The organism is Alphaproteobacteria bacterium 33-17 (assembly GCA_001897445.1).
GTDB lineage: Bacteria > Pseudomonadota > Alphaproteobacteria > Rickettsiales > 33-17 > 33-17.
In genome coordinates this window covers 125,715-151,903 of record MKSX01000009.1, presented here as the reverse complement: position 1 = coordinate 151,903, position 26,189 = coordinate 125,715, and the positions used below count along the sequence as shown (strand labels likewise).

Genomic DNA, 26,189 nt, shown 5'->3' with positions numbered 1-26,189 from the left:
CCTTCTTTTACTCAACACCACTTCCTTACCTTTTTTACATATCAGCTGTTGCATTAGATTCTAGAATTTAGGGATATTGACAAATTAACAAATAGTTAATATAATATCTTAAATTTAATTAATGGTAATGAAAATGAAACAAGATGATATTGGTGCGAATAGGAATCAAGAAGCTATAAATATTCTAAATAACATGAATTTATGGAATCAGGACTATCCTAATCTTGAAAACGCTATTAAAGGCTTAAATTTAGAACAATTAAAAATAACATCTAAACAAAACAATACTTTTCTACATTTAGCAATTTATAAAGGCTATAAAGAAGCCGTGGAGTTTATATTAACCCAGGATGTAAACATTAGAGTTCTAAATTATCATCTAATGACTCCCTTTGATTTAGCCGCTGCTTTAGGTCATATAACAATAGCAAAATTTCTTTTTAAAAAAGATCCTAAATGTTATGTTAATGGTATTATCCCTATTGATTCTCCTTTACACTATGCTGCGATGAATGGACACTTAGAAATGGTGAAGTTCTTATATAGTCAAGGCTTGTATGTAAATGCTGAAAATAAAGATAATGAAACTCCTTTATACCATGCTGCATTACATGGATATTTGGAAATAGTTAAATTCTTGATTGAAAAATCAGACTCAAAGATTCCAAAAAATGATAAATCATTACTTTTACGCGTTGCTGCAATGCAAGGGCATTTTGAAGTTATGAAATTTTTATTTTCACTCGGTGCAAGCCTTACTAATGATAAAGGTACAAAAAATACTCCTCTTCATTTAGCTGCTGGAAAAGGACATTTGGGAATTGTACAATTCCTTTTAGAAAATGGTTCATATATAAATGCAGAGAATGAAGATCAAGAAACACCTTTGCATAAGACTGTGAAAATAAAAGGATGCTTATTATCTGTAGCACAATTACTTATTGATAAAGGATCTAATGTGAATGCTAAAGATCACGTTAATAGAACACCTTTACACTGGGCTTGTTTAGATGGTCGATTGGATATTATTACTCTTCTTGTGGATAATGGGGCAAAATTAGATGAATTAAACCATTTGGAAGAAACCCCATTACATAACGCCGCCAGTCATGGGCATTTTGAGGTGGTGCAGTATCTAATTTCTAAAGGAGCTAATCCCAATATTTTAAATAATAAAGGTCAATCACCTTTACATGTAGCAACTTATAGGGGTTCCCAAAACGTTGCTAAATTCCTTTGGGATATAACATCAGAAGACTTGCATACTAAATTAATTGAATTCAATCAAACCCAGCTTAATTCTAGAAGGTATGCTAAACAATATAGTATATTAAATATTATATACGAACAAAATTCGATAGAAAAGGACAACATCACAGCTTTTTATGGTGAAATCTTTGATAAGTACTGTATCGATACATCCCCTTTGATAGTTAGTATGTTAGAAAATAAATTGCATTTTGAAGAAATTACAAAAATTATAATTGGTTTAGTGCAAACTGCAAAGTTAAATACCTCAAAAGGTTCCAATATTGTAAGATTTGAACATTTTAGAAAAACCATGGAAACATTCGCAAATTTTGTTATTACTTTCTCTGGCAGCGTTCCAGATGATAATCTCATAACCAACTTACTACCCGAATTACAAACTTATATATTTTCTTATTTAAATATAGATGCTTCGGAAGCCCTCACGTATTGCGATGAAATAATAAAAAATAAAGCTAATTCACCTTATAGGCAAAGAGTTACAGAATCACCCTCGCAAAACAAAGAAGGAGTAGTTCAAGAAAGAATCGTATAAAGTTTATAATAGTTAATTCATGAATGGCTTAGGGTTCATTATTTACATGAACCCTACTTATAAGTTAACTTCGATATTGACTATTTGGGTCTTTTTGCTCCGAAACTTCTCTAAATGAGGTTTGGTTTTGAGCATTTTGCTGACTCATAAGTAACTGCTGCATTTGTGCCATCATTTTTGCCATTTCACTCATTTGACTAGCCATCTCATTCATTTGACCAGACATAGCATCTACTTTATTATTTAAATTTTTATTTTCTTCCATGAGACTTTCAACTAGATCGTTATCAGCCTTAATCTCCTCAATTTTTGGTATTGTAGGAACCTCTAAAATCATCCTATTTTCATATAAATCAATTAAGCTTTCAAATTCATCTAGAAGCCCATTTCTTAGCTCATAAGTTGGTTGATTTATACTCTCCAACTTTGGAAGTGTACATTGAAGCTGATCTATACTTTTTATCATATTATCGATTACATAAGGTAAATAACCATCTTCACCTTTATAATTTGCAACTTTATCCTCAAGTTGGTTATCAAGAGTTAAAAACTCTTGGCACTTATCATTTTTAATAAAACCATCACCATATATTAGTGAAAGCATATTGCTAATCACATGGTAGTTAACAGAAGCGATTTGTAGCATTCCTTGATATTCAGAGCGCGTTTGATAATGGAAATTTGATCTTAATGCCATATATCTAGCCTGACGTGCTAAGTTCATATTTTCACGAATAAGATTAATTGATACAGGTAAGGTAACTTCTTTAGTTTTATTATTTTCAATAATACTTCTAATACCTTCATTTGGGGTATTTTTAGGGTATTTTATTTCATATTTGATATCAGTATAATTCGTAGTATGTCTAATTTTAGATTGTCTTGTATATTTCATAATTTTTGCATCTTTTGTTATATGCCACCCACCATACCAAGCAAGTATCATAACATGCTCAGGATTTTGATAATCAGGTAAATAAATATTGCCATGTTTATGATCAACTAAATGCTTTTCATTACCAATTATAAAGTAAGTTTTAAAATCAAAGCTGTTACTTTCAGATAATTCTATAATACTTTCAAACTTACCCATACCTAAAGTTTCTAAAACATGTAGTACATTAGATGAAAATAGCTGATCAAATCCCTCGGGTTTAAAAACTTTAAGTTTGTGATCTTTATATTTTATTGTAATTGTCCTGTCAGAAGCAAGATGACTTTGATTTGATCTTGAATCTAGAATATCAAATAAATTAACATCAGATGATTTAAGTATTTTACCTTGAGTCGTTTTAAACTTATGAACATCACCATCTATATTCTGGCTGTTATTTTTATTTCCAAACACCTTATGTTTTACAGCATTATAATCATCTTCATAACGTTTATTTGATAATGTGTTGGCATAACATATGGAAACAGTTTCTGGCGTATTATATGTTTGATTATAAGTTAAATGTATTGATAAACTATTAGGTTTATTATGGTTATTAGGCTCAAGTTGAGTTAAATATGTCATATAAGAATCAAAATCCCAAGTCTTTATAACATAATATTCTGGTTTATGAGATTTCAGTAACATTATTATAATCCTTTATCATACGAGTTATATAAATTTGCAAAATCCTGTCTTACATTTTGTTCAAATGTGCCAACTTCTTTTAATATTTCATCATATTTAGGGTATGATTCCATACTCAAGGTCTTTGCAGATTCATCGAACATTTTTTGAAGATCACGTTGCCTCTCTGTAGTAAGTCTTGCATCTTCTTGCTTTATTTTTGCTTCCACAAATTCCTTAAATTTCAGCAAGTTAGCTTTATAATTTTCTAGCTGATTTTTAATAATATCAGGGTTCTTGATTCTATCTTCAAACTCGATGATACTTCTGGCATTTTTTGCAATCTGCCTTAAGCTTTCTACATTGTTTTTAATATCTTGTGGGTCTGCCTGGCTAGAATTCATTTGCAGTTTAAGCGTATAACATGCAACCTTAATAACTTCAGTTATGTATCTTGGATTAGGTAAGTCAGGCGTATTTACTTTGAGTAAATTCTTAAGTAAGTTCACGATGTAGGAGCTGTCTTTTGCCTGAGTTAAAGCCGCATGCATTGCATTAGGATTTAAATTTACATTGCCTCCAGTATGAGGGCTACTTGTGGCATAAGTTGTGCCAAGTCTTTTTAGTGTTGTGATATCAGCATTAAAATCTGCCTCACTTTGCCCATTGCTATTTCTGGCTTCTTTCAAACGACCAATAATTGTTTCAAGTTCCTTCTTAAGACTTGCATGTAAGTCAGTCTCTAAAATTGCATTTAATAATTGATTAAACTGCTCAAGTGATTTATCAGCGTTATTTTGAATATTTTCCTGAACTTTGATCAAGTTATCCGAGATTTGGCTAAATAATTCAGAAGCTTCCTGCCTGAATAGTGCAATATCCCTTTTGTTTTCTAAAGTTGCTATATAGTTTTTGTGTGAAGCTTCCATAAGAGCCATATTCCATAGCTGCATTTTGTGACCAAGCTCAAATATAGCATGCCTTGTACGCTCTCCATCTGCATGTACTATGTGGTGGAACTGCTGAATTATTGCTTCCATAAACTTTTGCATGCCGTTCTCTTTGCTTTTACGTCTTCCAAGTCCAAGCATAGACGCAATACCCACAGCCACACCTAAATATGGTACAAATGCGGATATTGTTTGAGATATCATGCCACCTGCTGCCCCAAGCCCAGCGCCTAGTTCTCCCATATTTGCAAGCATATTAGGTGCAATACGGTTTAGATTTGTTCCAATCATAAGCGCATTATTAGTATGTGACATAATTTTGCCAGCAAGCTTATCTTTGCCAAACATCGATGCGAGTGCCGCACTATAACTGCCGAAATTACTGATATCCTGAATTTTTTGCGCATATATCTGCTCTTCACGCATTTTTTGTAAAACGTCTTGAATTTGCCTAATATCCTGGTTGGTTTGGTCATTACGTACTGGCTGATAACCCATCATCTCTTTAACTTGCCTGTTTACATAACCAAAATAGCCATTTTTAAGGTTATCAATTACTGCTTCATCGCTAACACTTTTGCCTAATTCCTTTTTAAAAGTACTCTTAATTTCTTTAACCTGAGCAGTCTTAAGCTTTGTTAAATCTGGAAATTCTGATTGAATTTTTTTGATTGCTTTGTATGTAGCAAATGTTGAGGGTTTTTTGGATGAAATGTTATCTTGGTTAGGCTTTACCTGTTTTGCAAATCTGTCTAATAAATGAGGCTCAATATCTATAGATTGCTCAGCTATTGTATGTTCTATGTTTTCTTTAACTTCTTTTTCTTTCTGCAGTTTTTGTTCACGTCGCTCTAATAATTCTTTTAGCATCATGTGATTATGCAGCTCACGCGCATCATCAAAACCTTCTATTGTAACTTTTCGTTCTATTTGTTCATAATATTCCTTAAGACATGCATAGTTATCATCTTCAGCATTGATTGCCTGAAACTTTCCTTCACGAGAACTTGCGTTATGATCATGAGACTGATAAGATTTAGTAAATTTTATATTATGCATATCATTAATCTGATCTAGCATACTTACTTCAATATACTTTGGCTGATTCGGGCTATTAGGATCATAGACTGCATCAAAAGTCTCACCATCTAGCATCGATGTATAACCCATGTGATACCATAATTCTTTCTCAGTTATATTACTTTCTGAGCAATCATAATCTGGATATTCGAAAAAACTTGAACTACTCTCCCTTCCTGCCATTAAACTCCCACCATATGGCAGGGACTTTAATATCTGAGAAGATGGCTTGAATATAATAGCTCTATCCTTTTTCAGTATACTTGCAGTGGCATAAAAAATCTCTTCGCCACCATTCTTAGCAACCACTTTACGTACAATTTTACCTATTTTGGATTTGAAAGGTAAAAAATGACCCGAATCATTATTAAATGCAGTTATAATGCCCTTTTCAAATGTGAGTTCTCCTGCTGCAAAAACCTTTTTAAATTTAGCTAGTATATCATGCTTTAACACCATATATTGGCTTATATCTTCACTACCTTTTCGTATAAACTGATAAGGCTTTTTTAAAGCTTCATTTGCTAGCAAAAATTCATAATCTTCTGTAACTGCATATAGTAAATTACCAGTATATCCTGATTCTTTTACTGCTTTTAGATTCAAATATTCGAACTCAGGAAAAGAAATAAAATCTTTTCTAAATCTACTTTGATATAAGGTAGCATTTGTAGTGCCTATCTTAGATAAACTTTTAGCCATTTTTCCAGCTTTGACCACACCGCCAATAGCTGCGCCATTTACCATCCAGTCTGTAAGTCCACTAACCGCCATCTCCACTTTCTTGGGATTATTGGCACTTGCAAAATCTTCCCATAGTTCTTTTACACCTTCAATTCTATAATGATTTCTAGCTCTTGATTGATGTTCTAACAATGGATCATTATTTAGAAAATATTTACCAGGTAGCAATCCATATGTTATTGCTACAGTAGGATTAAGTTCTGTTTTATTAGAGATTTCCAAATATACGTCCGAAAGTAGTTCTGCTGTAGGAATCAGTATGTTATCTATTGGATGATGTAAACCAGTTAAAGCACTCTTAATCCCTTTATTTACACCCTCTCCTATAGCTATAATATAATCGAAAGTAATATCAAGTGGGTTATCACTAAGACCATATACGTGCTTATATTCATATTTTTTCATAATTGCTCATAATTTTATTAACTTTTATGGATAATAAAGTGACAAATTATTAATTGCCAACTAGTTTAGATAATATTATTTTCAATATTATTAATAAAATATTTGACCTAAATTTTAGAATCTAATGCAACAGTAGAAAAATAAAAAAAGTCAAAAAGGTAAAGTAAAGTAAAAAATCTTGAATTTAGAGAGGCGTTTGAGTTATTTGAATCACATAATGGAAAAATCGATACTATAAAACAATGCTAAAATAGCTGGAATTATTGATATTTTTATACCATAATTTCTACTAATATTTTAGGAGTATGGTAATTTAAGTTAATTAAGGTATTAGTTAGAGAATTTTCATCATATAATATTAGAATCAATATTATACCTGGACTAATCTATACTCTAGAAGCTAAATAGAAATGGAACTGTTAATACTACTTGGTTTTGTTGCAAATCCAAATTACTATATTATACTTATCTTCAAATAAAGTATCAAGATATGTTACTGGTAATTGTTTTACAATTGCTTAAGGCTTTCTTGAGGTGGATGTGGTAAGTAGGTAATAATTATGGCAAATAAAATAATCATAGCTCCTACTGGAAAATTTAGTATAGGTTTATCTAAGTATGACCTTTATGATGAGTACAGAAATAACAAGCTAATTCCTCTGCAAGTATATTTTCCAAGTCATCAAAATAATAATGCCCCATATGAAAAAGTATATGAAACAAGAGGATCAAAAGAATTTACATTATTAAAAAATATGGTTTTTGCTAAACTAGATTCCACCTCTAACATAGCTCAGGGAAAATTTCCATTAGTTTTTTTTAGCCATGGTAATAATGCCATAATGACAGATTATGCCACTATAAATGAGGAAATTGCTTCTAATGGATTTATTGTAGTTTGCATTCAGCATCAGCTCCATACAGATTCAAACCCTCCAAAATTCTGGGAAAGTAGAAGCTGTTCTAAACATAGCAGTATTATTGATGATATATTATATGTGTTTGAGTGGATTAAAACCAATAATGCGAACGAATTCTATGGTAAAATTGATTCTGATAAAACAGCTTTAATTGGCCATTCAATGGGAGGAAATGCTTTACTTATGCTTGCAAACCGGACATCAGGAATATTTCGTAAAAGTATAAATACACTATTACTTCATGATAATTTTGAGAATGTTAAAGAATGTATAGTTTTTATAGATGGTGAGTTACAATTCCCATATCCTAAAAAATATCCAATTTTGTTTTGTTTATCAGAGGAAAGAAAGGATTATCAAGTTAGCTCTGGAACTGCAAAACTATTAGAAGAAGCAGGCTACGAATATAAACATTATAAAGGATCAAAACATATCAGCTTCATGGATCATGCTTATTTAGGTGAATTTCCTAACAATATATATTTTGATGGAACTAAGCAAGAATGCGAAGAGTTTTATATTTCGCTAAGGAGTGATATATTAAGATTTATTAGAAAAAATTTGGTAATATAGTAGTTAATAGGTTTAATTGCAAAACCTATAGAATATCTATTATTACGAGTCTATCAGTTAAAGTGTGTAAAGAGAGTTAAAGAGGATGGCGAACTGGTTTAAGGCCAGTTTCCAATCTCTGATGGGCATTGTCCACTTTTTTTCAGCATTTTGCAAGGCTAAAAATACCAATTTAAAAACCGCCTCGTCATTGGGGAAAGAGCCCTTAGATTTGATGATTTTTCTAATTTGGCGATTGATGGATTCTATAGTATTTGTAGTATAGATGGCCTTTCGGATGTCATTGGGAAAGCTTAGAAATGGAATAATTCCCTGCCAATTACGCTGCCACATATCAGCTATGGTAGGATACTTTGTATCCCATTTATCCTTAAAATGCTGTAAAGCAAGTTCAGCTGACTTATCGTTACTAGCGGTATAAATTGCCTTAAGATCTATAGCAACCAACTTGCGATCTTTCCATGGCACATAATTTAAGCTATTCCTTACCATATGTACTATGCAAAGCTGCACTATCGTTTTAGGGAATACGCTGTTAATTGCATCAGGAAAGCCTTTGAGTCCATCTACGCAGGCTATATAGATCTCTTCTACGCCACGATTTCTGATCTCGGTAATAACCGATAACCAGAACTTCGCTCCCTCATTTTTGGCAAGCCACATGCCTAGCACTTCTTTATGGCCTTCCATATTCACCCCTATCGCCAAAAACAAAGATTTATTTATAATTTGGTTATTCTCTTTTACCTTAACCACAAGGCAATCTAGGTATAATATAGGATATACCTTATCAAGCGCACGGTTTTGCCATGATACAACCTCGTCAATTACCTTGTCGGTAACGTTTGATATAAACTCAGCCGATACATCTATGCTGTACATCTCCTCAAGCTGCGCTTGTATATCCCGCATACTCATGCCTCTGGCGTACATCGAGATAATCTTCTCTTCAAAACCCTTGAATTCTCTTTGCCCCTTCTGGATTAACCTCGGCTCAAAACTTGCATCCCTATCTCTAGGGGTTGCGATTTCAAATTCCCCGGTGTTTGTTATTATCTTCTTACTGCCATATCCATAACGGCTATTGCTGCCGTCGCTCCGCTCACTTTTATCATAGCCTAAGTGATACCCAAGCTCTCCTTCTAATGCCTTTTCTAACATGGCTTTCTGCAGTAGCTTGAAGGTTGACATTAATTCTTCTTGGCTTCCACAATACTGCACAATATCTGCTAGCGTTTCATCTTTAAATGGTGATTTTATTCTTTTTGTCATTTCTTACCTGTGTATTTTAGTTGTTGTTCTTACGATACGTAAATCTTGGATTTATTTGCGTTATCCAAGATTTACTTATCTACTTCTAATTTACACACCTAGATTGACAGACCCATTATTACTTTTCCCAATCCTTAAACATCAATGCTGCTGCCTTCTCCATGGACTCCTTTACTGGGTCGTTATGTAGCCTTGCATATATCTGAGTTGCTTGTTGGGATTTATGACCAAGTGATTTGCCGATAATGGATAGACTTGAGCCTGCAATAGCTTGGTAACTTCCTAAGGTTCTTCTGATATCATGGATACGTAAATCTTCAATGCCAGCCTTGGTCAGTACTCTTTTCCATGCCTTTTTAGGATCAGCAAAGTGTCCTGAGCTACTAGTTTCGCTAGGGAATACCCAGCCATTTATTGCCAGAGCTTTTCTGCGCTGTAATACTTCTATAGCATCGTCAATAAGAGGTATTATGACAGCATCACCATTTTTAGTCTCTGGAATACGCCATGTTTTATGATGCCAGTCTACGTCTTTCCATTGCATCGCTAGAACGTTGCTTTTTCTGGCACCTGTAAATAGTGATATTAGTATAAAATCCCTGGCAGTTTCGTTGTGTTCTTCTGACAAAGCCTCAAAGAATTTTGGCAATTCCTCTGGCATTAAAAATCTTTCTCGTTTTTTCTCTCTATACTTTTTAATGCCAGAAGTAGGGTTAACACCATTCCATCCCCATTCGATGGCTTTATTGTATATAGCTCTTATTCTCTCTAAAATCCTGTTAGCTTGATAAATACCATTATTTTCTGCAATTCTTTCATGAAGCTGTTGAATCTCTTGTTTAGTAATTCTAGAAATCTTTTTACCGAACCAGTGTGATAGAAATTTATTTACCTCACGCTCATCATACTGCCAAGACTTCTTCTGCTTTTTGCTGTAGCGTTCCATAAATTGATCAAAAAGTTCTTTGAATGTTAGATCATCTCTTAATCTATGCTTTTCTTCGTTGGGGTTACTACCCTCTGAAACTTTAGCCTTTATTTGCAAAGCAATTTTTCTAGCATTCTCAACGCTTATTTCAGGAAAGTTTCCTAATATTAGCCTTTCATCTTTACCATGAACTCTCTTACGTACAAAAAATGTAACTACTCCAGTTGAAGTTATATATAATGAGAGTCCCTTTTCTTTTGTATCTTTATAATATTCCCTACCTTTATCAGGAACATTAAGTTTCTTAATTTCAGTTGCCGTAAAGTTAAATTCATTTGTCATAAAAAACATCTGGTGCCGCACCGGTGCCGCAATTTAAGTTAATATAGATTAAATTTGATTAAATCATAAAAAGAGATTTATACAGCAAGTACATTGAAAAGTAAAGCTATATCAAATTACATTAACCTACATTAAACTATAGACCCTGAGGCTCATAACCTGAAGGTCGTCAGTTCAAATCTGGCCCCCGCAACCAAGTATTTCCTGAAGCCAAAAACCTTCCAGAACATTAGCATCAAATTAAACATCTTAAATTATATTTTGCAAAATTAGTAAAATATAAACTTTTTTTAATTGTCATATATATACATAAGCTCAGTCCTGAAATTATAACTTTAAATAATTTCAATACCACCTTACTTAACTATTGTAATTTAAATATACATATAGTAAGTTACAATCCACAAATTTAAGTAACCCAGGATTTTATATATTTATGAGCTATTTTGTAAGAACTTTTGTTAGAATAACTAAAAATATATTACGAGATTTTGTAGAGGCACATAAGTTTCGTAAAAACAGTTTATATAAACACATGGTACAAAAGTCTTTTGAAACATCAATCGAATTTGCTAATCACAATTTAATTAACACCAGAAGATTTAACAACCGAAAAGATTTAATTAAATTTTGTATTAATAACTCACCTAAAGATGGGATATATGCAGAATTTGGAGTTTACAAAGGTGAAAGCATTAAAATAATAGCTCAATCTTTCAAAAATAAAAATATATACGGATTTGACTCTTTTGATGGATTACCTGAAGATTGGGGTACTGTAATGCCACAAGGTAGTTTTGGACTTAATAGGCTTCCAGAAGTCCCAAATAATGTAAAATTAATTAAAGGCTTGTTCAAAGATACATTACCAAACTTTTTGTCCGTTAATATAGAAAACTTTTCTTTCATTCATGTAGACTGCGATCTTTATCAATCCACCAAAGATATTTTCGATATTATTGAAACTAGAATAACTTCAGGGACTGTTATACTTTTTGATGAGCTTATAAACGTTGTTGATTGGCAATCTCATGAGTATAGAGCTTTTCAAGAATTTGCTGAAAGGACAGGTATAAAATTTAAATATATTGCATACCACTCTGAGCAAACTATAGGTGCAGGCACTGAAGTTACTGTACAAATAATTTAATTTCAAGAGAAATACCAGTATGTTTTTTAATGATCAAAATCTTATAAATATAAAACAAATAGAAGACCAAGATCCTAAAAATGGTAAAATTATTGTTTTGCAAGAAAATGAGAATATCCCTTTTGATATTAAAAGAGTCTATTGTATTTTTTGTAGCAATAAAGATACCGTAAGAGGAAAGCACGCACACAAAAATTTAAAGCAAGCTATCATTTGTCTGTCCGGTCACTGTAAGGTAATTTTGGATAATGGCACTAGTAAAAAAACTTATAAACTAGATTCTCAAGATAGATATTTATTAATAAATGAATGTGTCTGGCGAGAAATTACTGATTTTTCTGAAAATTGCATTCTTATGGTACTTGCAAGTGAAGTGTATAATGAAAATGACTATATAAGAGATTATTCAAAATTCCTTGAGTTTGTAAGCAGCTATGTATAATAAATGGAATATCTTAGTATTTCCGGGTGGCAATGAGGTAGGCCTTGAAATCTATAAATCTCTAGTCTATTGCAAAGAAATTACATTATTCTCAGCATCCTCTGCAGTGTCTAATCATTCCCCGTATGTTTACAGTAGGCATTTTGTTATTAAAGATATCCAAGATCCAGAATGGCTAAATGACATTAATGAGATTATCACAAAATATAATATAGACTTCATATTCCCAGGTCATGTTTTTATAATCGATAAAATTATAGAACAGCGTCAGAACATAAAATGTCGAATATTACTTCCAGACAATGAGACTGTAAAAATCATACGATCTAAAACACTAACTTTAAAGTTGTTAGAAAATATAATTAATACTCCAAAAATATATAATACCCCTAAAGATGTAGAGCATTATCCGGTATTTGTAAAACCTGACAACTGGTATGGACAACAAAATACATTAGTTATAAAAGACGAACAATCGTTACTAAACGTTATAAATGACACTGAAATTAAATATATAATTCAAGAATATTTACCCGGAGAAGAATATACAATTGATTGTCTATCAGATAAAAGTGGCAATTTACTATTTTGCTCAGGACGCAAACGCAACCGAATTCGCATGGGAACTTCCATGAATTGCACTTTAGTAGATGAAAAATTAAACTCCTATTTTATAGAAACAGCAAAACATATATTAAAAAATTTAAAAATATATGGCGTTTGGTTTTTTCAAATGAAAAAAGACATAAGTGGCACCCTAAAATTACTAGAAATAGAAACCCGAGTAGCAGGTACCATGGCCTTAAACAGGGTAAGAGGCATAAATTTTCCTTTATTAACTATATTTATACACAATAACCTGGATATACAGGTTTTACTAAACAATTACAATGTAGTAATTGATCGGGCACTTCAAAACAGATATTTATTAGATTTACAATATAATGAAGTATATATTGATTTAGATCATACAATCATCACAAAAGATGGCAAAATAAATACTCAGATCATCGCATTTCTATATCAATGTATAAATAAAAAAATCAAGATAACTTTAATTTCAAAATCTCTAGCATTAGATAAAATGCAGTTTTTAAGGGATCATAAAATAAGTGAAATCTTTGACAGAATAATCTGGCTGAAGGAACATGAATCCAAAGCTAATTTCATTACTAATACAGATTCTTTATTTATAGACGATAGCTTTTCTCAACGAAGAGAAGTAGCAATAAAACATAACATTCCTACGTTTGACCCATCGATGATAGAATCATTAATTGATGAGAAATACTAAATGGCAAGCATAATTATAAAAGAAAAGAAATTTATTTATAAAGCCGAAAATGAAAATGACTGGTGGCATAGCCATATTATGGCTCCTAGTGCTATTAAAATCAATGAATCTATAATCAGAATTTATGCTGGATGCTGGGATATACATGGTATATCAAGAATAGGATATATTGATGTTTTATATGATAGACCTGATGAAATAATTGGTAAAAGCACAAAGCCTATTTTAGATATTGGATTAGATGGCACCTTTGATGAGAACGGCGTATTTCCTGGTCATGCTACTATCATAGATAACAAAGCATATCTTTATTACACTGGATTCCAATTAGGTCATAAAATACGTCATTACAATTTTGGCGGCTTAGCTGTTAGCGATGATTTTGTTAACTTTAAAAGAGTCAGTCAGAGTCCTGTTTTAGACCGTAGTGATGAGGGTTTATATGTTAGAGCCGGTCAATCAATTATATTAGAAAAGAACTTATATAAAACTGTATATTCCGCTGGAAGTGGTTGGGCATTAGCTGGCGACAAACAAAGACCTATCTATGACATATATTACCAGGAATCAAGTGATCCAACTACATTCAGCTCAAAAGGCTCTCTAATTGTAAAACATAACCCTGAAATTGAGCATGGACTGGGAAGGCCTCAAATAATCAAATACGAAAATATTTATTTAACATTTTATACTCGCAGAGTATTAAATATGAAGTATTCATTTGGGTGTGCAGTTTCTAAAGATTGCAGAAAATGGGATAAATTAGATAATCAAATTATAGTCCCACATGGCGCAGAAAATGAATTCGATTCAGAAATGGTTTATTTTCCTTCAGCTTTACATTTTAAAGATAATTTATTTTATTTATTTTATTCAGGAAACGGGTTTGGCAAAGAAGGATTAGGGGTTTTATTAATTGAAATAAATCTATGATAAAAATAACAAAATACAATTCATTACTAAAACAAGAATGGGATTACTTGGTTGAAACAGCCAAAAATAACTTATTCTTATTCAAACGCGACTACATGGAATATCATAAAGATCGTTTTTCAGATTATTCCTTAATGTTTTATAAGGATGACAACTTAATAGCCCTATTACCTGCCAACATAAAAAATAACATTATATATTCTCATAATGGCCTGACATATGGTGGACTGATATACAATACTAAAATTACAACGACAACCATAATAGAGATATTTGATTATTTGATACAATTTTTAAAACAAGAAAATATAGAGTATTTATATTACAAAGCTGTCCCATATATATTTAATACCTATCCTGCACAAGAAGATTTATATGCTCTATTTAGGTTCAAAGCTGAACTATATAGAGTTGATGCATTTTCTGCTATTGACTTACATAACATGATAGGCTTGAGTCACGGAAAAAGAAATGCTATTAACAAATCAGCTAAATACAATTTACACATTGAAGAAAGTACAGATTTCAACACTTTTTTTAATGACATAGTAAATAAGCAGTTACAAAATAAGTATAAAGTGGTTGCAACACACACCCCCGAGGAGATGGCACACTTAAAGAATCAATTTCCTCAAAATATAGTTTTTTATAAAGTTTCATATAATAATGAGATGGTTGCAGGTGCTGTATTATATAAGTTCTCTGGTATCGTTCATACTCAATATATATTTTCAAATGATACTGGAAAAAAAGTAAAGGCAGTAGAGTTCTTAGTATATTTTTTAATTAAAAAATATCAAACTACCAATCGTTGGTTTACTTTTGGTATTTCTACCGAACAGGATGGCTTGATCCTAAATTCAGGTTTATTAAGCTTTAAAGAAGAATTTGGTTCAAGAACAATAGTTTGCCAACACTTCAAGTTACCGATTCAATAGCTTTAAAATTACTTAAAAGGCTTTATTATGATTACAAAACAAGATGAACTGATTTCTTTTCTAAATCTTCATAAATTTAACGAAAAATATATTCCTGAAATTTTGTCTGAAGTTACAAAGGTAATTTCCTCTGGACACTATATATTGGGAGAAAACCTTAATAAATTTGAGCAATCATTTGCAAGCTATTGTAATGCTAAATATTGCGTTGGTGTAGGAAATGGCCTAGATGCGCTAAGCCTAATTTTAAAAGCATATAATTTTCCTGAAGGAAGCGAAGTTATAGTTCCTGCAAATAGCTTTATAGCAACAGCATTAGCAGTCTCTAATCATAATTTAAAAGTAGTTTTAGTAGATGTTGATGAAAATACTTTTAATATATCTCCTGAGAATATATTGGCAGCAATTACTAGCAATACCAAAGCTATAATTGTTGTACATTTATACGGCCAGATAACTAATATGAATGAAATTCTGGAAATAGGCAATCAGTACAACTTAAAAATTATTGAAGATGCAGCTCAAGCACATGGTGCAATATACGATAATAAATATGCAGGTAACTTAGGTGATGCTGCAGCATTTAGCTTCTATCCCACCAAAAACTTAGGAGCAATGGGGGATGCCGGAGCAATTACCACAAACGATGTGCAGCTCTATGAAAAGTTAGTATCACTTAGAAATTATGGTTCAAAAGTCAAATATTACCACGAATTCTTGGGAGTTAATTCCAGATTAGATGAAATTCAGGCAGCAGTTTTAAATGTAAAACTTAAATACTTAGATGAAGAAAACAATAAGAGAAAGCAAATAGCACTTTTCTATGAAGAAAATATAATTAATCCATATATTTCATTCCCAAAAACAAAAGATAAATCTACTCATGTGTATCATTTATTTGTTGTAAGAGTTCAAAATAGAGATAAATTTATAGATTACATGTATAGAAATAATATTCAAACCATGGTTCATTACCCCATTCCTATACACAAGCAACCTCCATACCTTAATAGTAGATTATCACTTCCAGTAACAGAGAAATTAGCAGGTGAAATTGTTAGCATTCCGAACTCTTCTGACCTTTCAGAAACAACTTGCCAATACATAGTCAATTGTATAAATTACTTTAACACTAAAAATTGAAAATAAAAGGTTGAAAAATATGCATAATATAGATACAAATTTTAATCTAATTTCATTACGTCGAATTATTAAAAATTTCTTGCTCAAATCAGGTTTATATCCTTTATACTCCTTTATCATAAATGTAATCAACATTGCATTTAGCAATCCATTTTCAAAAGATAAACTAGTTTGGGAATTATTACCGTTAGATAAACAAATTTTAGAATGTATTGATAATAACCATATTTATTCGATTTGGAAAAAGCACTCAAAAAAACAAAATTTTCTAGGTGATTTTTATTATGAAATAGGGATGTATTGTAACAGTATTGGTTTGCAAGATTTGGCTACTAAGATTTTCGAGATATCACTACAGTTTAAATTCAGCAATGATACTGCAATGATGTACCTAACTAATTTTATGCTCAACTCTCCAGATGTCTATGATCATGAGTATGTGTACCAAGTCACTAAACGTACCATAAAAAAATTATCCGAGATTTCAGAGCATGATGAATTATTAGTTAAATATCCCTTACCTCAAATTCAAAAAAACAAAAAAATTCTAAATATAGGATATACTTGCCATTTTTTTGACAATTCAACTGGTACGACTTTATTTTTACCAATATTAAAAAACCATAACAAAGATAAATTTAAGATATTTGTTTATTCTGACCAGCATCCATCAATAACAAAACCCTCTACCAAACTCCTTGCAGATGTATGGCATGATACACATAAATTGAATACAGTAGATTTTTGCAACCTAGTAAGAAGTGATGAAATAGACATATTTATTGAGCTTAATGGATTTTGCGTAAAAAACAGATTTAAAGAAGTTAGCCTCAGATGTGCTCCAAAACAAGTATCATTTTATAATTTATCAGCAACATCTGGAGCAGATAATTTAGACTATGTTATAATATCCGAAGATTTTGATATAAAGAAAATAAAAGAATATTATTCTGAAGAAATATTAGTCAAAAAAGGCTCTCAAAACTCAACAGCACTTAATACAAATTTTTCACCAGTAAAAAGTGAGTTACCGTTAAAAAGGAATGGTTACATTACTTTTGGTAGCTTCGGTCAAATTCATAAAGTGACAAGGGCACAAATATTTCTATGGGCAGAAATTATGAAAAAAGTTCCGAATTCAAAGTTCCTTTTAAAGTCTAATAACCTTGATCATCCCACTTACCTAAAAGCTTTTAAAAAACATTTTGCTGACGCAGGTATATCTTCTGATAGAGTAATTTTTGAAGGGTATTCAGGGTATAATATATTGCTAAGCCGATATGAAAATATTGATATCGCCCTGGACACGTATCCATATGCAGCCGGAACCACAACTATGGAGGCTTTATTACAAGGCACTCCTGTAATCAGCTTAGTTGGAGAACGCATATGCTCTCAGCATGGCAAAGTTTCTATTAATAAAATTAATGAAGATTCTTTACTAAGTTATTCAAAAGAAGAATATATAGAAAAAGCAGTAGCACTCGCAAATGATCCTGAAAAGTTAGAAAATTATAGATTAACTTTAAGGGAGAAAATGCTAGCCTCCCCATTATCTGACATTAAAACTTATACGCAAGAACTTGAATCTGCATTTACTGAAATATATAACAAATAATATATTAGACGAGATATATTTATTATGAAATTAATAAAAAAATTAAATGAATTTAAGTTATTAAGATTCCTTCGTTCAAAATACAAATATTTAAAAAATAAGTTTATAACAAAACATATTCATAAAAATCTTTATTATATTCCTTGTAATCAAAATGAAAAGATAAGGATAGCATTTATATGCCAATTACCAAACTTATGGTATAATTTCCATTCTTTAATTAAAGCTTGTAATGAAAATACATCTTTAATTACCACCCACGTTATACTATCGCCATGTTTACATCCTATGATTGGCATTAAGCATATGAATGAAATGAGAGAAATACTGATATCTCAAAATATATCATTTTATAACTATCAACATTATAATATTGAAGATTTAAAACCACATGTAGTGTTTATTCAAATGCCTTATGCAAATGTCTTGCCAAAAGAATTATCCATAGAAAAACTTCAAAATAATGGCTCGAGAATATGCTACATACAATATGGTAACGAAATGTATGGTGGCCTGGAAAGTTTACTAAACTGTTATAATTTACCATTTATTCAAAATGCATGGAAAGTATTTGCCCGATCACAAAAACACTTACAGGCCTACGGTCGTTACTGTGATGTTGGAAATCATCATGTTGTTCTTACAGGGCATCCTAAGGTTGATAATTTAATTAAAAAGCATCCAATTAAACAAGAGATTTTAGATAAAATTAATGGCAGAAAAGTTATTTTATGGGCACCAACTTACATAGATTCTAAAAACCCTTCATGGTCATCTTTCTTAAAATATTATCAATATATGCTAGATCAATTTTCAAATAACTCAGATTTATTTTTAATCATACGACCTCATCCACTACTTAGAAATTCCCTTACTGAATACTCTTTACTTGATAATGATAAAATCATAGCTTTTAATGAATTCGTAAACAATTCAAATAACATGCTTTTCTATGAAGATGCAGATTATTATCCATTATTTACTATATCTTCTGCGCTAATAGCAGATGTATGCTCATTTTTAACAACTTATATTATAACTGGGAAACCTATATTATATTTAGAACAATCAGATGGACTAAATGTCAATTCCGAGGGTGCTGAATTAATCGAAAATTTATACCAAGCTGTAAACAGTGACGATATTGGAAATTTTATTAATATGGTCAGAGATAATATAGATCCATTAAAAGATGAACGGCTAAAATTAATAGAAGATCATTTTTATAAGACTGACGGTAACGCTGGGTTAAGAATTAGGGATTATTTAATAAATGAGCTGCAAAATTACCATTTTAATGAGCCAGTTAAAATTTCAATTAAACAGAGTAATACCAATCAGAGTAATACCAATCAAAATTTTATATATGACTATAAAAATGCATATAAAAATGCTAAAAAACAGTCTTTAGAACAAATTGTAAAAGATCTCAACAACATTGAAAATGCCTTAGATTTAGGATGTGGAGATGGTTTTTTTACAGAAATTTTATCTACGGCAGTTTCAGATAAAATTTCCGCATATGATATATCTATCAATCATATTAGCAATGCAATTACCCGTAGCACACAAAAAAATATTAATAAAATTGATTATAACGTTCTCGATTTTTTTAAAATTGTTACTAAACAAAAATACTGCTTATTATCCTTAATGGATGTCACTTCCTTGATATTAAATGATATTGATTTAATTACATTTTTTAATAAAGTGCCATTTCTTTTAAAAGAAAACGGATTTTTATTAATAATAGATACTTTCTCTCTGGCTACAGATAATTTAGATGAGATGCCGCAAACCAATATTTATAATAACAAAAATTATACAACAAGATATCGTATTGATAATGATTTTTTACAATTCCTTAGTAATATAAATTTTTCACTACATAAAACCTATGAAATAGAAAAATCTCACAATAACTTGGTAAGTAAAGCATATCTTTTTCAATTAAAATAGGTACGCATCATTATAAACTGCATACCAATTTATTACTTAGTATTATTATTGGAGTTTCTTTCTTCCAGTTTAAAGCCTTTACTATTTACATCTAGTGGCAATTTTTCAAAAGCCCTTACTACATATTATCATAATAAAACAATACTAGTAAGTGACTGCCCCAGCCTTATTATGATCTAGATGTATCCACCTAATCCTCCGCCAATCCCGTTGATCCATATGGCATGACATAAAGCAAATATAAGACAGATATCAAGATTATAATTCTGTGAATTCCAACTTAACAATAAATACACTAACAATATAAATTAAAATATATTAACTATTAGATTATCTCCGAAATAAATCCCTGGCCTGAATATTGCCTAATATCATCTTCGCTATCTATTTCTAACCAGTAAGAATTATGATTTATTGTAGAAATATTATAGCCATTTTGAATAAGCATATTGATCATAGACGTGAAGTCTAGCTTATCGGTTAAATCAGTTCCCTTACTGTTTAATAAGTTTAAGACTTCTTGCAATTTAGCTTTAGGGAAATATGCAATTCCCATAAACTGACCCTGTATTTGACTGTAATCAGTTGGCTTTTTCCCAATTTCCAGCAGACTATTATTACTATCTAATACAAAAGTTTCAAGATCTTCTAAAGGATTTTCAAACCTGCATTCCCAAACTTTTTTCCAGCTTTGGTTAGAAGGTATTACAATTGAATCTGCCTTGCTTTGCATTAAATCATCTAATATTTTCGGATCATAAATAATATCTGAATATGCTATAATTAAATCATCATGATTCCAGTTTCTAGCTGCAATTAAGCTAGAAACCATATTCGTTTCCATCCAGCGCGGATTATGTAAAATACTAATATAGGGCGATATATTGCCAATGTAATCTCTTAGAATTTCAGATTTATAGCCAGTCATAACGGCAATATCTTTAGGGTTAAAAAGTTTCATGACTCTTTCTAACTGCCAATCTATTATTGCCCTACCCTCAAACTCAACCATACATTTTGGTACTTCGTTTGTTAGGTTTTTTAATCTGCTTCCACGCCCTGCAGCAAGTATCAGTAACTTAGTCATATTGCCTCTAATATTTTTTTTGCAATATCTTCAATATCAGGACTATAAGCAATAAATGGGTTATTAATATAACCATCCTTATTATATGACATGATTTTTTTAGAGTTAATATCTATCATTTTAAAGCCATTCGCCTCTAAAATTGCCTGACCTGCTGCTGTATCCCATTCTTTACAAGGAGCAAACCTTAAATACAAATCAATTTTACCATCAATCATTTCACAAAATTTTATTGCAGATCCAAGGTAAACAATTTCATAGTTTTCTGCGCCAATAATACTATCTAGCAAATCCTTTTCACCTTCCGAGTGACTTCTACTTAACGTCACCTTATATTTTTTAGATAAACGCGGTTTATTTTCAATAATTTCGCTGCTACTGTACAAAACTTTTCTTACAGGACTGTAAATATATCCCTCTATAGCATGATCATCGCTCACCAAGCCTAAACAGATACAAAACTCTCCGTTACGTTTAATAAACTCTTTAGTGCCATCAAGAGGATCAAGAATCCAAAATTTACTATATCTTTCTGAAATTTCCTGATAGTTTTCTTCACTAACGACAGGAATATCGCTAATTTTTTTTAGTTCGTTTATAATATAGTTACTAGATTCTATATCTGCATTTGTAACCGGGCTATTGTCATTTTTATTACTAACTAAAAGATCTTCGCCTTGATAAAACTTCATTAATATATCACCGGCTTCCTCTAAGATCTTCTTAATATTGCTCATTTATTGTAAAAACCCTTTAAATAAATTGATGTCAAATTCTTTGAAATTTTCTTCCCTTTCAGGGTGCCACATAACGCCCATAATGTTATATTTACTATGCTTTATGCATTCTATAGTATTGTCAGGCGCTCTGTATAGAACATCTATTTCCCGGTCACTTATATTATTAAAACCATTATTATGATAACTATTGACATTGGTAACAACTTGGCCATTTTGATCAATTAAATTGTGACGCAATCTCACATGATTTTCTATGGATTTCATAGGATTTTTAAAATACTTAAGTATAGCCTGCATGCCCCTGCAAATACCGAAAACCTTCTTATTATTTCTAATTGCATGATCAATTAAATAGTTTTCTATATGTATACGATCAAGAGATTCCGTATCATTTTCATTAACACTTCCCCCACCTGATAATATCACAATATCGCAGGAAATATGATTAACAATTGCCTCAAAATTTGCAAAATGATTAGGTATCAAAACTACCTGAATATCAAATAACTGTAAGAAATCTATTAATTTAGGATCAATAGAATCTCTATATTCTTTATAATCTGGGAAATAATCCCTGCGCATTGTTACTAAAGCTACTGTCATAAAACAATAATTTTATTATTTAGGCAATCAAGTTCAATGTTTTTAGCTTTGGTCAGATTTTGATATAATTTTTCACCAACACCAATAGCTGCAGGAATTGAAAGCTCACCTGCCCTAATAGCCATATGAGAATTAGCCCCACCATACTGAGTTATAAAGCCTTTGATATTATAGGTAAATATCCAGTCAAACCCCGGGTCAGCACTTGGTATTAGTACAATAGCATTTTTCATAGAATCAGGATTTGCCGTAAATGCAATATTCCCTCTGGTTTTAAGCTGCGTTACAAAATTAGGCTGCGTATCTGGAATATGAAATGCGTATACATCTTCAGGATTACAAATAAGTGGTGGCAAACAAATTGATTTAGCAACAGAATGCTTTTGCTTACCTTTTGCAATTGACTCTGTTAAAAACTCTTTCGGGTCATAGCTATTGTAATATAGTTCCATGACATCATCTACTGATATATATGCACAGTCCTCACGGGAAATATCAAAATTTTCGCAATATTTTTCCAGCAACGATAAATAATCACTAACGTTTTTAGTAAAGATAAACTTAGCATATTCCCTACCCTCAATACCTGTAGTAATAAAGTCAAAGAGCTCGATTACATTAGCTTTAATATTATGATCCTTAAGCAGGCAATCGATTTTCTTGATCTGAGGAATACTTAAACTAAACTCATGACCATCATTTTCAATATTAACCTGAATGTTTTCCCACTCAAAATATAAATCTGGTTTTTCGTCATATCTATAAGAATTAATATCGTAAGTACCTGGTCTTAAATGGCCATATTTTTGAAGGAAATTTTGTTTTGGTAGCTGATGAAGATCTCTTGTCATTTGCGAGCTAACTGAGTTAATCGATAGCATAAAAGATTCTTTTTCTTTAGTAGAAATAACTCCTACATTTACTAATGAGTTAAGTAACTGTACAGCAATAAAGCCAGCTCTTGCAAGGCCTGCAAATGGTAAAGTTCCGTATCTTTTGGTATCTTCTATTAGCCAGTATAGTTTTGATAACGTATCTAAATTACTATTTAATAATTCGTCCCTACGTTTTTCAAGAATCTCAATTTTACTATAGTCTTGCTTCCAGGGAGCATTTTCACCATGCAAAATATTGTTTGTAAGATCTAGTAAGCTTAATAAAATAGCCTCTATTTCGCTGTCATTAAAGTTATTCTGCTTTAATATCTGAATTCTATCTTGCACATCAAAGCTATAACAGGAAAATACAATTTTAAATTCAACTTTATCATGTAAGCTTGGGTCAGCCTCTAAACATTCTGTATAATAATTTACAAGTTTGTTAGCTATTTCATGATCTAGGGTTTTTGGAATAAATGAGTTAAAGCTTACTCTAGTATCTATAAAAGGAGTGCCACCAAAACACAGCATTAGCGGAAAACTACGTAAATCCATATAGCCATAATTATTACGCTGATAAGCCCAAATACTATCTGTAATAAGCGTCCTATAAAGAGATAGCGCAAGCGCATCAGGTCTAATGCCAATCATTTCAGCAGGATTCCAGTCAGGCATTACGCCGAATATAGCTTTATCACCTAGCAAGTGAGGGTGCTTAGCCATTTTATTAGCTACAGTTTTATATACTCTTTCAATTTCATTATTATCAGCATATTTATTATTATCCTGATTAACAAATAGCGGTCTTACCTGAAATAAATACAATTCATTGTTATCATCAAGAGCAAATTCAACGTCCAGGTTATTTTGTTTTGTAACCTGCATCAGCTCTCTCATCAGGTCAATCACATTATTGAGAAAAGTAGGCTCAGCTCTTACCTGAGAAGTATGATGATAGTAATAGCTTTTTGTATTGATCTTACCAGAAGTTACAGAATCAGTGCTACCCGAAAAATCATCATAATTTATAACAAAATATTTAGCCGAAGTATTAGGATCTAAGCTAAACGCCACACCGCTAGCTACAACGTTGTTTAGCATAGGCTGTATTAAAACCTGATCTTCTGGATTATCATATTCATATGATTCAAATACCTGATCAATTGCATCAGGCAGGTTTACATGTTCTACATTTAAAACCGAAGTATATCTTCCTGCCATAGAAGAGCCATCTTGATCTTCGTTCATTGCGCTGCTTCTAACTACAAGCTTAGATTCCGCAAAAGTGCATGATTTATAAAACTCATCTAATACCAGCCTACTATCATTTTTCCAGTCTTCTTTGATAACAATAAACTGCGGCAAAACACTAGCTTTTGTAACTAGATTAGCCATTTCATCAAGCGTGCTAGCCTTGGTTTTAAATGTGAACATATGATTTGCCTAAATTATTTTTTTCTAACTATCCACGCACGAGTTTTATATAAAACTTCAATTTCTTCATTTTCAGGGAATAATCCGTTGATAAAGTTTAGGAATTTTTCAAACTTTTCTTCACCAAGTTGGTGTCTGATATCATTTACTGAATTCCATACGCCCAAGTAGGTTTCTTTTGTGAAGTGTTGAGTGTGAAAACCCTCAAGGTATAAAACATCACCAAAGTTTTCTAGTGTAGCGAAGTTTTTAGCCAAATTATCAACAAACTCTGAAGATCCTGATGAAACGCGTGAAATGTTACCATTAAGCTCATTAAGGTAATTTTCAATTTCAATAAATAATGGGTTGTATTCAATTACTCTTGGGTTCCAAAGAGCTACAAAACATCCGTCTTTTTTAAGAATCCTATGAAATTCCTGCATACCTTTTTGAAAGTCCACCCAGTGAAATGACGATGCCATGCTTACTAAGTCAAAACTATCACTTGGAAGATTGGTATTTTCACCAGTACCTTCAGCCCAGATAACACCTGTCGCCTGGCTGTCATTAATACCATGATTTCTCATGTCTTCATTAGGCTCAACAGCAAATATACGATTATTAAATTTCTTAGCAAGCATTCTTGTCCAGATACCAGTACCAGCACCTACGTCAGCACAATTTATGCTTGTGCCTTTATTTAAATATCCGGCAATTGCATCAAGTACATATTCGCTATATGCGGGACGGTATTTTGAATAATTAGATGCCAGACCAGTAAAGTCGCCATGTTTAATTGCAGTGCTCATTTAGATTCTCCTTTATAAAATTATTAACAAACTGATTTATATTATTCTCTGGTTTAAATACATAATCAGGTTGAATTGGAAACTGAGGGGTTATATCAACCCCAACAACATCAGTTATTTCGCCTTTTAAAGCTTTTGAATATAAATTCTTTTGATCTCGCTCCAAAAGTATTTTCATTGGCGTGTCTACAAATATTTCAATATAATTTGTAATATTCTCACGGCTCCATTTCTGAACATCATGGAAAAGTGAAATTGTTGGTATAATTATATTTACATTTTGATCAGATAAAAATTTAGAAAGCCTTGCGTTTCTAAAGGCAATTTTTTTACGGCTACTTTCATCATAATTGACTTCGTCGTTGAAAACTGCCCTCAGATCATCGCCATCAAGCTTAACTATATTAAATGTGTTTTTTAAATTTTCATAAAGCAAATTTGCCAGCGTAGTTTTACCGCTACCCGCAAGACCAGTTACCCAGATAACAAAAGGAGATTTTAAATTATGCATACTTGCTTAATATCTAAAAATTTATATTTGGATGTATTATTCAATCCTTAATTATACTATTTCACTACCTGTTGCAATTAATATTTATC

At 31.5% G+C, this 26,189-nt stretch carries 20 protein-coding genes; 10 read left to right on the top strand and 10 right to left on the bottom strand.

Annotated elements, in window-relative coordinates:
* Positions 1-133 precede the first annotated feature (133 nt).
* Positions 134-1,804 carry a hypothetical protein gene (locus BGO27_04445; protein ID OJV16075.1) on the top strand — a complete coding sequence of 557 codons (1,671 nt, stop codon included), beginning with the start codon at positions 134-136 and terminating at the stop codon, positions 1,802-1,804.
* 64 nt (positions 1,805-1,868) lie between these two features.
* Here BGO27_04445 and BGO27_04440 read toward each other — a convergent pair whose 3' ends face one another.
* On the bottom strand, positions 1,869-3,386 hold the full coding sequence (locus tag BGO27_04440; GenBank protein ID OJV16074.1) for a hypothetical protein: 1,518 nt from the start codon (positions 3,384-3,386) through the stop codon (positions 1,869-1,871).
* Between the two features lie 2 nt (positions 3,387-3,388).
* On the bottom strand, positions 3,389-6,544 hold the full coding sequence (locus BGO27_04435; protein OJV16073.1) for a hypothetical protein: 3,156 nt from the start codon (positions 6,542-6,544) through the stop codon (positions 3,389-3,391).
* A 560-nt stretch (positions 6,545-7,104) separates the two neighbouring features.
* On the opposite strand from BGO27_04435, the gene BGO27_04430 reads away from it, so the two are divergent.
* The gene (locus BGO27_04430) at positions 7,105-8,037 is read left to right on the top strand and encodes a hypothetical protein (GenBank protein ID OJV16072.1); all 933 of its coding nucleotides are present in this window, start codon (positions 7,105-7,107) and stop codon (positions 8,035-8,037) included.
* 57 nt (positions 8,038-8,094) lie between these two features.
* Here BGO27_04430 and BGO27_04425 read toward each other — a convergent pair whose 3' ends face one another.
* Positions 8,095-9,297, bottom strand: a complete 1,203-nt coding sequence (locus BGO27_04425; protein ID OJV16081.1) for an IS256 family transposase — start codon at positions 9,295-9,297, stop codon at positions 8,095-8,097.
* A 130-nt stretch (positions 9,298-9,427) separates the two neighbouring features.
* Positions 9,428-10,579 (bottom strand): recombinase XerD, encoded by a 1,152-nt coding sequence (locus tag BGO27_04420; GenBank protein ID OJV16080.1) that lies wholly within the window; start codon positions 10,577-10,579, stop codon positions 9,428-9,430.
* 436 nt (positions 10,580-11,015) lie between these two features.
* Here BGO27_04420 and BGO27_04415 point away from each other — a divergent pair, with 436 nt between their 5' ends.
* The 8 genes from BGO27_04415 to BGO27_04380 are packed head-to-tail and all read left to right on the top strand — an operon-like array spanning position 11,016 to position 20,056.
* Positions 11,016-11,729 carry a hypothetical protein gene (locus BGO27_04415; GenBank protein OJV16071.1) on the top strand — a complete coding sequence of 238 codons (714 nt, stop codon included), beginning with the start codon at positions 11,016-11,018 and terminating at the stop codon, positions 11,727-11,729.
* Between the two features lie 19 nt (positions 11,730-11,748).
* Positions 11,749-12,171 carry a hypothetical protein gene (locus BGO27_04410; protein OJV16070.1) on the top strand — a complete coding sequence of 141 codons (423 nt, stop codon included), beginning with the start codon at positions 11,749-11,751 and terminating at the stop codon, positions 12,169-12,171.
* Positions 12,164-13,465: a hypothetical protein gene (locus BGO27_04405; GenBank protein OJV16069.1), complete on the top strand. Its 1,302-nt coding sequence runs from the start codon at positions 12,164-12,166 to the stop codon at positions 13,463-13,465. The genes BGO27_04410 and BGO27_04405 overlap by 8 nt, the downstream gene beginning before the upstream one ends.
* Positions 13,466-14,398 (top strand): hypothetical protein, encoded by a 933-nt coding sequence (locus BGO27_04400; protein ID OJV16068.1) that lies wholly within the window; start codon positions 13,466-13,468, stop codon positions 14,396-14,398.
* On the top strand, positions 14,395-15,336 hold the full coding sequence (locus tag BGO27_04395) for a hypothetical protein (GenBank protein OJV16067.1): 942 nt from the start codon (positions 14,395-14,397) through the stop codon (positions 15,334-15,336). Before BGO27_04400 ends, BGO27_04395 begins: the two co-directional genes overlap by 4 nt.
* 48 nt (positions 15,337-15,384) lie before the next feature.
* Positions 15,385-16,479, top strand: a complete 1,095-nt coding sequence (locus BGO27_04390) for an aminotransferase (GenBank protein OJV16079.1) — start codon at positions 15,385-15,387, stop codon at positions 16,477-16,479.
* A gap of 19 nt (positions 16,480-16,498) precedes the next feature.
* A complete protein-coding gene (locus BGO27_04385; GenBank protein ID OJV16066.1) occupies positions 16,499-18,097 on the top strand; it encodes a hypothetical protein in 1,599 nt (532 codons plus the stop codon).
* A 24-nt stretch (positions 18,098-18,121) separates the two neighbouring features.
* Positions 18,122-20,056 (top strand): hypothetical protein, encoded by a 1,935-nt coding sequence (locus tag BGO27_04380; GenBank protein ID OJV16065.1) that lies wholly within the window; start codon positions 18,122-18,124, stop codon positions 20,054-20,056.
* Between the two features lie 325 nt (positions 20,057-20,381).
* Here BGO27_04380 and BGO27_04375 read toward each other — a convergent pair whose 3' ends face one another.
* From BGO27_04375 to BGO27_04350, 6 genes are read right to left on the bottom strand one after another with little or no spacing between them, the layout of a single operon-like run.
* Positions 20,382-21,143, bottom strand: a complete 762-nt coding sequence (locus BGO27_04375) for a hypothetical protein (protein ID OJV16064.1) — start codon at positions 21,141-21,143, stop codon at positions 20,382-20,384.
* A complete protein-coding gene (locus BGO27_04370; protein ID OJV16063.1) occupies positions 21,140-21,880 on the bottom strand; it encodes a hypothetical protein in 741 nt (246 codons plus the stop codon). The genes BGO27_04375 and BGO27_04370 overlap by 4 nt, the downstream gene beginning before the upstream one ends.
* Positions 21,881-22,486: a hypothetical protein gene (locus BGO27_04365; GenBank protein ID OJV16062.1), complete on the bottom strand. Its 606-nt coding sequence runs from the start codon at positions 22,484-22,486 to the stop codon at positions 21,881-21,883.
* Complete coding sequence (locus tag BGO27_04360; GenBank protein OJV16061.1) at positions 22,483-24,798, bottom strand: hypothetical protein; 2,316 nt, start codon at positions 24,796-24,798, stop codon at positions 22,483-22,485. Before BGO27_04360 ends, BGO27_04365 begins: the two co-directional genes overlap by 4 nt.
* Positions 24,799-24,812: 14 nt before the next feature.
* Positions 24,813-25,589, bottom strand: coding sequence for a hypothetical protein (locus BGO27_04355; protein OJV16060.1), 777 nt, complete (start codon positions 25,587-25,589; stop codon positions 24,813-24,815).
* Positions 25,573-26,100 carry a hypothetical protein gene (locus tag BGO27_04350; GenBank protein ID OJV16059.1) on the bottom strand — a complete coding sequence of 176 codons (528 nt, stop codon included), beginning with the start codon at positions 26,098-26,100 and terminating at the stop codon, positions 25,573-25,575. The genes BGO27_04355 and BGO27_04350 overlap by 17 nt, the downstream gene beginning before the upstream one ends.
* Between the last annotated feature and the right edge of the window lie 89 nt (positions 26,101-26,189).